This window comes from Aliiglaciecola sp. LCG003 (genome assembly GCF_030316135.1).
Taxonomy (GTDB): domain Bacteria; phylum Pseudomonadota; class Gammaproteobacteria; order Enterobacterales; family Alteromonadaceae; genus Aliiglaciecola.
In genome coordinates this window covers 1664890-1678430 of the sequence record NZ_CP128185.1, presented here as the reverse complement: position 1 = coordinate 1678430, position 13541 = coordinate 1664890, and the positions used below count along the sequence as shown (strand labels likewise).

The following is a 13541-nucleotide window of genomic DNA, read 5'->3' as shown; positions in this document are numbered from 1 at the left end:
ATCCTCACGTTTTAGACTAAAAATACTAATAAAAGTAGCGATAAGTTGCATACACATTAGTTGCGTCTTTAAATTGAGCAAAAAAAGTATCCTTCTGATCGCCATAAAACCAATTTAATCCCGCCGACACACTCCAGCTATCTACCGGGCTATACGAAGCCTTTACACGCATGTAGCCATCATCATCAGAAGGAGAGTAAAAATTAAACCAGCGTAATGTCATGGTCTGCTGCAAGCCCCGATAAACCAATTGGGTGGTCAGTACTCGTCGATATTCATCTGCCATTTCACGGGCTAGATTATTCGCTTGTTGAGCAGCTTCATATTGGTGAATTTTCTCCATATACCACTGCAGTGAGCCCGTTAAGTTCGCCACCAACTCCTGTTCATAGCCCAGTAATAATCGAGACTGTGAATTAGGAATATTGGCATCAGTGCCACTGTGATCCTGAAGTGAATTTTGATAAACATATTCTGCTTTGAATAGACCTGCACTTAAAGGTGTGACTACGCTCGCACCATAGGCGTTAAGCGGGTAAAACCGCGGCGCCCCTTGCAAATCTGCTGCCGAAGGAGACTTGCTATGACCACTGTAACCATAAATAGCAATTTCGGTCGAGCCAATACTTTTGTAGGCCCGCAGCGCATACTCTGCATCATCGGGTTCATTTTCCCCAGACACACTGAATTCAGGTGCAATATTTTGGCCTAGAACCGGACTGTAAAAGGAGAAATACTCACCGTTGATGTAGGTGTCGGGAGTGAAGCGAGGCGTCACCACTAGATCAAGGTTAAACCAATCTAAGTAACCCGATAGTTTAGCTGACAACGAAGGTGCCTTAAGATACTCATCATCTCGGCCTGAGAAAAAAGATTGAAAATCTTTTGGGAAAAGATCATTTAGAAATAAGTAATCCCCGACTCCCCAGGTTAATACCTGTTGACCAATTTTAGCATCCCAGCGTTTTGCCCACTCTCCCAAGCCTGCCAAGGAACCTTGCCAAGCTAATTCTCTCAGTTGTAATTCAAAATTACCTTTCACACCATCGTAATAGATGTCAGTGCGGGTTTTAATCGTCGAATTATCTAAGCTCAAATCCCATTGGGCTTGCAGCCTGAAATCTGCAAGGGTGGTATCAGACCCAAGGACGGGATCCGTTTGCAAACGTCTGCCCGCACCTAGCTCTATAAAACCGCTGACAAGGGACGATTGCTCGGCGGGCTCATCATCCCAGTCATCCCATTCGTCAGCTTGCTGGCTATAGGCAGAACCCGCAAAGGTCATGCCCAAGCCCAACAAAAATAGACGGCAATGTCTCATACTACTCATAGTTTTACTCTAACCAAGCACGAGGCGGTGTGCGTAAACTGCGTTCAGAGAACACATCATCAGGCAGATTAATATTATATTTAATGTTTCTAAATTCCATTAGCGTATAACCATTGTTTTCCAAATCGGTTACTTTGGAGCGCAGCACCGTTGGATAACCATCAACGGTTTCGATAGTTACCGCTTCGACTTGGCGATAAAGTTTCTCGCCTTTGTAAAAGTCGATTTTGACTGGTAAATAGTTGCTCTTGTCTATCTCCACAACATAGTGGCTGAACTCAACAGAAGCAGGCACTTTTGGCTCAGCTTTTAACACGAAGTTTGGCCCTTCTTCCGAGACTAGACTAAAGGTATCTTCTGCAACGGCGCGGCCTGATACATCCTCATAAAAGAAGTGAGAGCCGACAAATGAGGTGCGTTTATCCCCAGCAGAGATGCGTTTAACTAAATCCAGCGCCGGTAGGTACAACCAACGGTCGTCATCAATTCCACTATTAGCATGCTTTTCAACTCGAAATACGGTGTCTTTGACATCGGTGGGACGGGTAAAGAACACCATCATTTGTTGATCACCATTATCTTGCAGATCTTTACGTAAAATAGTGAACTGCCTGACCTGCTTGCGGCCTTGATTATCAACAATCATCATTCGCGCATCTGATTTACCATCATCGCCGGCATAATAGGAGGCTTTCTCTGCGCGAATAATGATGTCATTAACATCACTTTGAGCCAATACGGGAGCGCACATAGCAGCCCCGAACATGAGTGCAGCAACAGGTGTAGTAATACTAAATTTCATCTTTATTTCCTGTTTGATTGAGGTAATTTAAATACAAATTTTTTCCCCACCGTCATCACTGCTGGCAATAGAAGAAGCGTGACCAGGGCTGATATGGCCATGATACTGGCAAGAAATACACCCACCGTAATATAAGGCACTAGAGGAGCAAATAACAAAGGCGTGAAGCCTAATGCTATGACTAACGCATTACGCGTAATGGCACTGGCAGGTTCGTCAAACATCAGTTCAAAGGTGCGTTTTATATCCCCTGTTTGGGCAAAGACACTGCGCGCTCGTTCTAAAAAGTGAATCGCAAAATCCACTGACAAGCCTAGGGTTAACGCCGACAGCACGGCTATAGGCATATCATAATCTTTACCTATAAAGCCAATAAGACCATATATAGCGCTAATCGTTATAGTTAGCGGCAACATGGCTAGCACCCCAAAGACAAAGGATCTAAATAACAAGATCATCATGATAAATACAATCACAAATGCGCTGATCAAGCTGTCTAGCATTCCGGCCACCATGTTTTCTTGCCAGACTACATTCAAATACGCTTTACCCGCCCAATCTACCGTAATACCCGCTGGCAATGGATGAGTTTTAATGTATTGATTCAGTAGCTCTACTACCTTGGTCATATCCTGATTATCACCACTGGTGAGTTGTAACCACATCAGACTTGCTCGAAAATCTGGGGTCACGAAGTGCCAGAGATCATTAGGTCGATGAGACGACTGATATTGCAACAGGGTCTGTGCCACACCATTGTTCGAGTCCGGCAGGGTATAATCTTGCGCATCCCCAGAGCGTAATTCGCGGTTTACCACTTTAACCACATCAGCCAAAGAATTAGATTTACCGACTAAACCCGATTGCTGAAAGAAAACTTGTAACTCGGACATATAACTCAGTACCGCAGGGGTTTGAAAACGCTTGCTGTTGTGCAAGCTTTGCTCGTTTAATTGTTGATATTGTTCGAGCCAAGTCGCACTGTCTTCATCAACATCACTAAACAGTTTGTCATCAATATTAGACAGCATGCCTTGCAACTGCTCTGGTACAGAAAGCGTTTGTAATTGGCTAAAGGAGTCCACTAACCAATCATTAAGTGCTTGGGGCGGCGCAGGCAATTCCTGACTCAACAATTCAGGCCCTTTTACCTGTTGCTCATCAGTAAACACCAGATACGCATTATAAGTACCGGCAAAGTTTTCATTCAGCACTTTGTCTGCCACGCGTATTTCGTGATCCTGTTTAAACCAGCGAACAGGGTTATCATTAATTTGAATTTTGGTAACGCCCCACACCGATACCACAAAAAGTATCGCGAAAAAGGATAGTAGAACTCGCTGATTACCACTGGCAAACTTACCCAATCCACGGGCAAATTTAGCAATCCTAGAGCCTCCCTCATCTTTGTGTAATGAATCCTGCAGTTTCTGTAATGACTCATCACTCATCCGTGACAAATAAGCGGGCATGAACACTATAGTGATAATAAATGCCAATAATATACCTGAGCCTACAAAGGCACCGAAAATTTGCACAGGCGGAATAGGCGTCAACATTAATGAGTAGAAACCTACGGAGGAGGTAATGGAAGTATACAACATAGGCACAAACAAGTGCCCAATCACCTGACGTACGGTGGCTTTCAACGATTCACCAGGCTTATATCGATCGGAAAATTCCGACAATATATGCACCGAATCCACCACCGCTATCGGCATCAGAAAAATAGCTATCATCGACGACATGATATGTACGGTATACCCCATGCCAATCAGCAGACCCATGGTAATAATAACCGTCGCCATAGCGACAATCATCGGCGCTATAATAAGGGGGATATTGCGGAAAAACACAAATAGCAAAATGAAAATCATCAGCCCTGCAAGTGGTGCCGATATGCCCATTTGCACAAACATCTCGTAGCCAAATTGGTCTTCAGCCACAGGTAAACCGGTAATGTGCCAATCGTCATTGGAATCCAGCTTGGCTATTTCACTGCGTATTTGCTGGGCAATATTGAAACTTTGATTTTTGTCTAATATAGGTACATAGATCGCAGCAGCTTTGCCATTGGCCGATACTAATGTGTTATATAAAAGCGGCAAACGCTCGATTTTGTCACGAATGGCTAAAGCTGCTGGCTCAGAAACCGGCGCTTCACGCATCATCCATTCAAAGCGAATACCACCACCGGTCTGTTGGGAGATGTTGTCCACAGCAGAAATTGCCATCAAATCTGGCTTAATTACCCCTTCAATTTGCATGATTGCATCAGTAAGTTGATGCATAGCCGTTAAGGACTGTTGGTTGTAAACACCGTTTTCATTTTTAGTGTTGATGGCGCCAACCACAATAGCGTCATGCATGGCAAATTTGGTTTTAGTTTCATTGTGAAAAACCCTAGCTGGATGCTCAGCAGACAACATATTTTCCGGATCGGTATCAATTTGAATCCGTGGAATTTGACTGCCAATCAAAACAGTCAATATCAACAACAGGATATAAATTAATTTTGGCTTTTCCGTGCAGAAACTGACCAAACTATCGGCTAATCGATTCATAATGATTGAAAACTCTTAATGCTAAGTAATTATTTACAACATAGCAAAATTTAAGCCAAATTAATCAAAAACACCTATATGCTTGATATTATTGGCTTTATTAAGATTTTAAATTACCTAACGTGCAGTATGATGCTGACCTGATGACAAATATGACAGTCGCATTATAAACAATCAGTTCAAGCATGATATTTTTTATTCGAACTAACTTCTTCTCGATCGAATTGTTGGATCACGTTTGCGGCACGTAACCTCGGTGGATTAGCTCGACTAGCAATACCGATATCAGGCAGCCGACGGGGCTCTTCAGACAGTTTGTCCAGCATCCTTTGCGTTACCAACACAACGCCAGCTTGAGTGACCCTAAACCCTCTATTGATGTCATCTTTTACATTTACCCCAACCTGAAATCCTGCTGGGATCTGACAATGGCGGTCGATAATTGCGCGCTTAATGATAGCGCCCTCGCCGACTTTCGTATCGGGCAGGAGGATAGATTCTTGTATTACACAACTATATTCTATGCAGACTTTTGGAAATAATACCGACTTTTCGATTTGACTTGCTGTGACAACACACCCATTTGAAATCAAGCTATCAGTGACCGCTCCTTGTATACCTGTTTTACCCGCGATAAATTTAACCGGCGGCATGGATTGTTGGTAACTCCAAATTGGCCATTCTGGCTCATGTAAATCAAATTCTGGCGACTCGCTGAGCAGGGCCATATTGGCATTCCAGTATGAGTCAAGCGTGCCTACATCTCTCCAATAAGGCGCCGTTTCTTTGCGTGAGTCACGAAACCTGTGTGCATGCACCTGATACTGTGCAATAACACTAGGAATTATATCTTTTCCAAAATCATGGGCCGAATCGCCAATTTGAGCGTCTCTACTTAGCTGTTCAAGCAAAAAGTCGGTGTTAAATACATAATTTCCCATTGAGGCCAACACGAAATCGGGTGAATCACACAACCCCTTCGGCCGCTGAGGTTTTTCTTCGAAAGCAATAATCCGGTCGTTGCAGTCAACTTCCATTACACCAAATTGTCCTGCCGCTGCTTTGATCGGCACTTCGATGCAAGAGACCGTTAAATCAGCCCCTGTTGATACATGTTCACTTAAAATACCGGCATAATTCATTTTGTAAATATGATCTCCTGATAACACCAAAACATACTTAGGCGCGACAGAGCGGATGAATTCAATATTTTGATACAAGGCATCAGCGGTACCTTGATACCAGTTTTCTGATTTTTGTTGCGACGCTGGAAGTAGCTCAAATGACCGACCAAATTGTTGGTTTGATTTGGCCCATCCATTCACCAGATGATGGATTAATCCACGGGCTTTGTACTGAGTGACAACACCGATTTGCTTCAGACCAGAGTTAATACAGTTCGATAATGGAAAGTCAATAATTCTGTAATTACCGCCAAACTCTAATCCAGGTTTAGCTCTTGAATGGGTAAGTTCATGCAAACGGCTTCCTTGGCCCCCGGCGAGGATTAGCACCAATGTATCATTGCAAATTTGGCGCATTGAATCGGATAACATATTAGTCATGGGAATTCTCTTTGGCTGAAAAAGATAAGGCAATCCTTGGCAAGTTTTTGTCACTACGATACGAGTCGTTGACTGTTCATTATTTAATCAAGTATATAGATTTGAAACATTGATCTCGGTCAATATCCGGTCAATCAAAATACCCCCCAGTGCAAATAAACTGTCAACTTCCCCTATTAATAGTATGGATGTTAAAAAATAACTCGCCAAAATAAATACTCGGCAAAACAGTGTTTTTTGCCCCTGATTGAGATAGATAAAGCGGCATTTAATTGGGAAAAAAGAAATTATGTTCAAGATTAACTAGTTATCGGCGCAGCCAATTAGGCAACATATTTTGCAAAGTATTGTCCCCCCTAAAATAATGATGATAAAAAGCAGCTAATGTATGCAAGCCAATTAAGTAATAACCAACCGTTCCTACTGTTTGGTGAATTTCTTCGATTGTATGCCCAAGATCTTTATCTGGAGCGATCAAAGTAGGTAATTCTAATCCATAAAATGGCACTACTTTCCCTTCTGCGCTAAGAATTAACCAGCCACCGAGAGGCATACCTATCATTATCAAATAGAAAGCGATGTACATGGTGCTGGCAAGATAGCGTTGCCAGACAGGGGGAGCAGGTATAATTTGCGGTTTAGCAAAAACTAACCGCGCCAATAATCGCAACCATACTAATACAAATACGCTAAGCCCCAACATAAAGTGCCAGGTTTTCAGTAGCTCCCGCGGATCACTGCCCTTTGGATACATTTCTCTTAGTTCTATACAGCCATAAACTGCAGCAAGCAACAAGGCCATCAACCAATGTAATGCAAGCGAGTAACGATTGAATCCATTGAATGCTATTTTATCCATCTTTGAACCTCTGCATAAGCCTTTTGCAGCAGTCTAAAACTTAATGCTTATTGGTTACTTGATTGACATCAAAGTTTAGCTATTAAATCCAACTATGAACAACACCTAACTAATACTTGCCGCTTGTTTGACCTATATCAATTCACCATAGCTGCTGTGGCCTATTCTCATTGTTCTGGGAAAATTAGGAGCAAGCACATGAAAATAAAATTATTGGCGGCGGTTGGCATAGCAATAACGGTGGGAATTGTTGGCTGTGATTCCAGCCCCTCTTCTCCCCGAGGTTTCAGCCTCCCCGAAGGCAATGCTGACATGGGCAAAACGGTATTCCTCAAGCATCAATGCACTTCATGCCATTCGATTGAAGGAATAAATAGCGCAGAGTTAGATCAAGAGCTATCGGCTCCATTGGCACTGGGCGGCGAGTCAACTCGCGTAACTACCTATGCAGAATTGGTCACATCTATTATCAATCCTTCTCATAAAGTTGCTCGTGGATTTAAAGTAAATGGCGTTGACTCTGAAGGGCAAAGTAAAATGCGTAACGTCAATGATGTCATGACAGTGGCTGAGCTCATCGATTTAGTGGCGTTTTTACAACCTCATTATAAAGTCAAACCTGCTACCTACACTCACTATGGTCAATACCGCAAGCTCTAATATCTAGTTGCATGCGTGCTTTTATATAGAAAGGAAACCATTTGGTGCAAGACATCAGCTTAGCGTTACCGCAATTTTTTGTGGGGATTGGCGGCATTTTATTAGTTGGTGCAGCGGTAGATTTTATTGGGCGTCGCAGTATCTTCCCCAGAGTTACCTTATTACTGGTGATGGGGATTTTAATTGGCGATCGCGGACTGGCAATTATACCGCCTTTGCTGACCGAAAATTTTGAATTAGCCGCTAATATCGCCTTGATGGTAGTTGGTTTTTTACTTGGTGCACAATTTGAATTACAAGCATTGAAACTAAGCAGCAAAGATATACTGTGGATTTCGATTATTGCCGCGTTATTTACTCTATTGTTTGTCTCATTTGGCCTGTTATTCACCCATTTGGATTTTGCCTTAATTATTCTGCTGGCCAGCATCGCATCGGCCACCGCCCCGGCTCCCATTGTTGACATCATTTTAGAGAAACAGAAGCCGAGTATATTCTCGAGCTTATTGCTGAAAATCGTCGCCTTGGATGATATATGGGCACTGCTATTATTTAGTATTGGCTTGGCGACTATGACCATGTTTTATCGGGAAGGTAGCGGTTTGGATGCATTATTCCATGCCAGCTATCATTTACTCGGGGCATTATTATTGGGCACCTTGATTGGTATCCCTGCGGCCTATTTAACCGGTCGGATAAGACCGGGGCAACCCACCTTGGTCGAGGCTTTGGGCTTGGTGTTTACCTGTGGTGGTTTGGCGAATTGGCTTGATGTGTCGTTCTTGATAGCAGTAATGACCATGGGCGCGATGATCACCAATATGGCAACACATCATGAATATCCATTCCATGAAATTGAAAATATCGAATGGCCCTTTATGGTTATTTTTTTCGTACTAGCAGGGGCGTCTCTAGACGTTAGTGCCTTGAAAGACGTTACCTGGGTGGCGGTCATTTATGTGGCGTTTCGTTCAGTAGGTAAATATCTTGGTGCTTGGCTGGGCGCAAAAATTAGTGGAGCACCAAAGGTCGTTCGCAATTGGATCGGTTTGGCTATGCTGCCACAAGCAGGAGTTGAAATAGGTATGGCGTTAATTGCGGCTAACCAGTTTGCCGAATATGCGCAAACGATTTTATCTTTGGTGATTAGTTCAACTATCTTCTTTGAGCTAATCGGACCTATATTGACCCGTATAGCTATAGGCAAAGCTGACAACGCATTGGAGCCGCCGAAATAGTCCCATACCTTTTAGCTCAAACCATTAGGATGACAGGCTTGTTTGTCAGTCGTTTGGGTAATTATCCAAATGAAGCTTGGCAATTTGATCTAGGTCAAATTGGTCATCATTTTTAGCCTGATAATACTAGCCTTAACACTAAGGCAGGCTAGATGACCAACCCAACTAACCCACAGAGTGACAAACTGCCCTCGCCAGCATTGGCAGCCCATCAGTTAACCAAAGTGTATAAGAGTGGCGAGCTGCAAATTAATGCCTTAAGAGGCGTAGATTTTGAGCTTTACCCCAACGAAATGGTGGTATTACTTGGAGCCTCAGGCAGTGGCAAATCTACCTTACTCAACATTTTAGGCGGATTGGACACCCCTACCTCCGGACGGGTTATTTATCAAGGACACGATTTAAGTAAAGCCAGTGATAACCAGTTAACCCGCTTCAGGCGGGACCATGTTGGTTTCGTGTTTCAATTCTATAACCTTATCCCCAGTCTAACTGCGTTGGAAAATGTTGCTTTGGTTACCGAAATTGCTCAGCACCCTATTAGTCCGCTGGATGCGCTAGCGCTGGTCAATATGGCTGACCGCAAAGATCACTTTCCTGCACAGCTATCCGGTGGAGAGCAACAGCGGGTGGCGATAGCACGGGCCATTGCCAAACAACCCGATATACTATTGTGTGATGAGCCAACTGGTGCACTTGATCAGCAAACTGGTATCTTGGTCCTCGAAGCCATTGAAAATATTAATCGCCAACTGGGCACGGCCACAGCCGTTATTACTCACAATACAGTGGTGGGTGATATGGCCCATCGTATTGTGTATATTTCAGATGGCTTAATCTCTGGTAGCACAGTCAATACACAGCCTCGCCCGGCCAGTGAATTGGTTTGGTAGTCTTGTGAACGCGCTAAATAAAAAACTATTCCGAGATCTTTGGCGCTTGCGCGGCCAAGTGCTCGCCGTCGCCTTGGTCATCGGTTCAGGCGTAGCAACACTAGTGATGTCGCTAAGTACCATTTCAGCGTTAGAAATAACCACAGAAACCTATTATCAACGATATCGTTTTGCTGACGTCTTTGCCTATGCTAAACGGGTTCCAGAGCGTCTTAGTCATCAAATTGCTGCAATAGAAGGCGTGCAGTCACTGCAAACACGTATCACCACCCTTGCGACCTTAGATATTCAAGGATTTAACCAGCCCACCATTGGTCAACTTGTGTCTATTCCGGCACACGGCCAACCGCTACTCAACCAAATTGTTCTACGACAAGGAAGGTGGATCACTCAAGGAAACAGCGATGAAGTCATTGTGAGTGAGCCCTTTGCCCAAGCGCATAATCTGCAAATTGGGGTGACATTAGGAGTAATAATGAATGGCGCTAAGCGTCAGTTTAGTGTCGTAGGAATAGCACTGAGCCCAGAATTTATCTATAGCATAGGTCCGGGGGCGCTGTTACCTGATGACAAAAGGTTCGGCGTATTATGGCTAAGTCGTGACATTTTAGCCGGCGCATATGATCTAAAAGAATCTTTTAACAATGTGGTACTTAGCCTTTCATTAAACACACCTGAGCAGCCTATATTAGATAAATTGGACGGGATTTTAGAGCCCTATGGAGGGAGCAGTGCGATCCCTCGAAAAGACCAAATATCCAACTGGTTCGTGATGAATGAGATTGCTCAACAGCGCACCATGGCGACTATTCTTCCGACTATTTTCATCGCCGTTTCTATGTTTTTAACTAACATGGTATTGGCCAGATTAATCGCCACTGAACGAGCCGAAATTGGCTTATTGAAGGCCTTTGGCTACGGTAGTCTGCGCATAGGTTGGCACTATACCAAAATGGTATTGGTTATCAGCATCATTGGCATCATTCTAGGCTCGGCGCTGGGCACTTATTTTGGCCACTTAAATACCACGATGTACGCGCAGATGTTTCGCTTTCCATTGCTCATTTACCAACCGGGATTTGATTCGCTGTTAATGGGAGCTGGGGTGAGTATCACCGCAGCAATACTAGGGGCGTTGAGCGCTGTGCGCACTGCGGTGCAACTACCCCCTGCAGCGGCGATGGCTCCCCCGTCACCTCCGATATATCGACACTCACGACTCTCGAGTCAAAGGTGGTTTGCATGGTTAGATCAACCTACCCGGATCGCCCTGCGCCAGATTGGACGTTGGCCATTGCGTTCAGCATTAACCAGTCTTGGTGTTGCCATGGCGATTGGCCTGATCATTTTAAGCATGCAGTGGAGTGATTCATTGAACCATCTTGCCAAGGTTTATTTCTTTGACGCCCAACGGCAAGACGCCATGGTAGGCGTTTACGAGCCTGTAGCCATGCGCAGTATACATGACTTTGCCAAGCTACCTGGCGTACTTAGAGCCGAACCGATGCGTTTTGTCAGTGCCGATTTTAAAGCCTCATCTATTACCCATCGCGGAATGATAAAAGCAATTTTGCCCACTGGAGAATTACAACCTATCTATGACGACAAGCAAGGCAAAATAGTAAATGTACCCAAAGGAGGCTTGGTTATAGCAGCTCGCTTAGCACAAAAACTCAATGTTGCCGTTGGCGATAAGATCTGGGTTGAAGTACTCGAAGGACGCCGTCCTAAAATACACTTACCCATAGTGCACATTTTTGAAGCCTACATAGGCCTTCCTGTCTATATGGACTTAGACAGTTTAAACCGATATTTAGTTGAACCACCAAGTTTTACCTATGCCAATCTTTTACTTGATAAAAGTCAGCAACCGGCCTTGTTTAGTCAATTGAAAGACACCCCGAAAGTGAGCGCTGTTATGTTAAGAGAATCGGCCCTAGATTCTTTCAATCAAACGTTAATAGAGCATTTAATGGTGTTTATCTCAATGTTTACCGGCTTAGCTATACTATTGGCGTTTGGCGTGACCTATAACAGCACTCGAATCGCCTTGTCCGAACGAGGAAGAGAGTTAGCCACCTTGCGTGTGTTAGGATTTTCCAAATCCGAAATATCCTATGTATTGCTCGGGGAAGTGCTGTTTTTGGTCGTGCTGAGTATTCCTTTTGGCTGTTTGTTTGGTTTTGGCCTTGTTTGGTCGATGGCACAATCTTTCGATACCGAGATGTATCGCGTACCGCTGGTGATACATCAATCTACCTATGCCTACGCCATTTTGTTTGTATTAGCAGCCGCTGCGGTATCGGCTGCACTTGTGCGTCGGCGGCTGGATAAATTGGACTTAATTAGAGTTTTGAAAACCCGGGAGTAATTATGCCAAGTCGTCAGTCACGCAGTATTTTATGGCTAAGTATCCTGGTGGTACTTGCCATCTTTATAACATATATGCTTTGGCCGAAAGCGATAGTCGCAGACATAGCGACCCTATCTAAAAATGAATTAAGCATCTCTGTCTCTGATGAGGGCAAAACTCGGGTACGGGATATTTTTTTGCTGTCGGCGCCAGTAACCGGTTATTTGCGCCGCATTAAGGCAGAGGTAGGTGACCCCGTGCTCAAAGGGCAAACGATTATTGCCGAGATTGAACCTCTTGATCCAAGTTTGCTTGACCCGAGAAGCGAATTACAAGCTCAGGCTGATATTGAAACAGCAAAATCATCTAGACAACTGGCATTGGCACAAGTCACTCAGGCCGAAGCTGAGCTTGAGTTCGCAGCATCAGAGCTTGAACGAATGCGCAAACTCAAACAGCAAAATAGTGTTTCTGAGCGAGAGTTAGATGAAGCCAACCGTACCTATAAAACACTGCAAGCAGCGCTAGCCACAGCTAATGCGGCATTACAGATGCGCACCTTTGAATTAAAGCGTGTGGAAGCCCAACTGCTATCCCCTGCTATCACCCAAGCTCAACACGGCAGTTGCAGTTGCCTGTATATTTTTGCGCCAGTAGATGGACGAGTCTTAAAAATAATCAATAAAAGTGAAGGCGTAGTGCAGCAAGGCACTTCATTAATTGAAATCGGCGATCCTAAAGAATTAGAAATTGTGGTTGAATTGCTCTCTTTCGATGCGGTCAAAGTTGAACCTGGGCAACAGGTAAATCTAACCAATTGGGGAGGCGACAAACCACTCAAAGGTATTGTAAATCGCATCGAGCCTATCGGTTTTAAAAAAGTATCGGCCTTGGGAATTGAAGAACAACGGGTGAACGTCATCATTGATTTTGTTCAAGATGACGGATCCTGGTCTAAACTTGGCCATGGTTATCAATTGGATGTTGACATTATTTTATGGCAAGGCACGAATTTGCTAACGGTGCCCATCACTGCCCTCTTTAGAGATAACAAAGACTGGGCTTTGTATGCAGTCGTCAATGACAGAGTCGAAAAACGCTCAGTGGTGATTGGACAGCAAAATGCCTATTTTGCCGAAATTCGCCAAGGCCTGAAACAAGGAGAAAAATTCATTAAATACCCGAATAATCAAATTATAGACGGAGTTAAGGTTATTCCAATCCAAACACTTGAAACCAATACACTGTAACCATGATATAAGCCAGTTTATCACTCA

At 44.0% G+C, this 13541-nt stretch carries 10 protein-coding genes; 5 read left to right on the top strand and 5 right to left on the bottom strand.

The annotated features are described in order from the left end of the window. Positions 1-25: 25 nt before the first annotated feature. From QR722_RS07075 to QR722_RS07055, 5 genes are all read right to left on the bottom strand, one after another. Entirely contained in the window at positions 26-1330 is a 1305-nt protein-coding gene (locus tag QR722_RS07075; protein ID WP_286286590.1) for a hypothetical protein, read from the bottom strand. A 4-nt stretch (positions 1331-1334) separates the two neighbouring features. Continuing rightward, positions 1335-2132: an outer membrane lipoprotein-sorting protein gene (locus QR722_RS07070; RefSeq protein ID WP_286286588.1), complete on the bottom strand. Its 798-nt coding sequence runs from the start codon at positions 2130-2132 to the stop codon at positions 1335-1337. A gap of 2 nt (positions 2133-2134) precedes the next feature. Beyond that, on the bottom strand, positions 2135-4696 hold the full coding sequence (locus QR722_RS07065) for an efflux RND transporter permease subunit (RefSeq protein WP_286286585.1): 2562 nt from the start codon (positions 4694-4696) through the stop codon (positions 2135-2137). Positions 4697-4875: 179 nt separating this feature from the next. Then, entirely contained in the window at positions 4876-6261 is a 1386-nt protein-coding gene (glgC, locus tag QR722_RS07060) for a glucose-1-phosphate adenylyltransferase (RefSeq protein WP_502872457.1), read from the bottom strand. 307 nt (positions 6262-6568) lie between these two features. Next, positions 6569-7120 (bottom strand): cytochrome b, encoded by a 552-nt coding sequence (locus tag QR722_RS07055; RefSeq protein WP_286286583.1) that lies wholly within the window; start codon positions 7118-7120, stop codon positions 6569-6571. A 198-nt stretch (positions 7121-7318) separates the two neighbouring features. On the opposite strand from QR722_RS07055, the gene QR722_RS07050 reads away from it, so the two are divergent. From QR722_RS07050 to QR722_RS07030, 5 genes are all read left to right on the top strand, one after another. Next, a complete protein-coding gene (locus QR722_RS07050; protein WP_286286580.1) occupies positions 7319-7780 on the top strand; it encodes a c-type cytochrome in 462 nt (153 codons plus the stop codon). 44 nt (positions 7781-7824) lie between these two features. Then, entirely contained in the window at positions 7825-9018 is a 1194-nt protein-coding gene (locus QR722_RS07045) for a cation:proton antiporter (protein WP_286286579.1), read from the top strand. Positions 9019-9170: 152 nt separating this feature from the next. Further along, the gene (locus tag QR722_RS07040) at positions 9171-9911 is read left to right on the top strand and encodes an ABC transporter ATP-binding protein (protein ID WP_286286576.1); all 741 of its coding nucleotides are present in this window, start codon (positions 9171-9173) and stop codon (positions 9909-9911) included. A 4-nt stretch (positions 9912-9915) separates the two neighbouring features. Further along, positions 9916-12282: an ABC transporter permease gene (locus tag QR722_RS07035; RefSeq protein ID WP_286286574.1), complete on the top strand. Its 2367-nt coding sequence runs from the start codon at positions 9916-9918 to the stop codon at positions 12280-12282. A gap of 2 nt (positions 12283-12284) precedes the next feature. Further along, on the top strand, positions 12285-13514 hold the full coding sequence (locus QR722_RS07030) for an efflux RND transporter periplasmic adaptor subunit (protein ID WP_286286572.1): 1230 nt from the start codon (positions 12285-12287) through the stop codon (positions 13512-13514). The last annotated feature ends 27 nt before the right edge of the window (positions 13515-13541 follow it).

What these genes read in the sequence shown, in the direction of transcription:
- QR722_RS07065 (WP_286286585.1), bottom strand. Translation starts at nt 4,696, where the DNA reads ATGAATCGATTAGCCGATAGTTTGGTCAGTTTCTGCACGGAAAAGCCA.
- QR722_RS07055 (WP_286286583.1), bottom strand. Translation starts at nt 7,120, where the DNA reads ATGGATAAAATAGCATTCAATGGATTCAATCGTTACTCGCTTGCATTA.
- QR722_RS07070 (WP_286286588.1), bottom strand. Translation starts at nt 2,132, where the DNA reads ATGAAATTTAGTATTACTACACCTGTTGCTGCACTCATGTTCGGGGCT.
- QR722_RS07040 (WP_286286576.1), top strand. Translation starts at nt 9,171, where the DNA reads ATGACCAACCCAACTAACCCACAGAGTGACAAACTGCCCTCGCCAGCA.
- QR722_RS07030 (WP_286286572.1), top strand. Translation starts at nt 12,285, where the DNA reads ATGCCAAGTCGTCAGTCACGCAGTATTTTATGGCTAAGTATCCTGGTG.
- QR722_RS07050 (WP_286286580.1), top strand. Translation starts at nt 7,319, where the DNA reads ATGAAAATAAAATTATTGGCGGCGGTTGGCATAGCAATAACGGTGGGA.
- QR722_RS07075 (WP_286286590.1), bottom strand. Translation starts at nt 1,330, where the DNA reads ATGAGTAGTATGAGACATTGCCGTCTATTTTTGTTGGGCTTGGGCATG.
- glgC (WP_502872457.1), bottom strand. Translation starts at nt 6,261, where the DNA reads ATGACTAATATGTTATCCGATTCAATGCGCCAAATTTGCAATGATACA.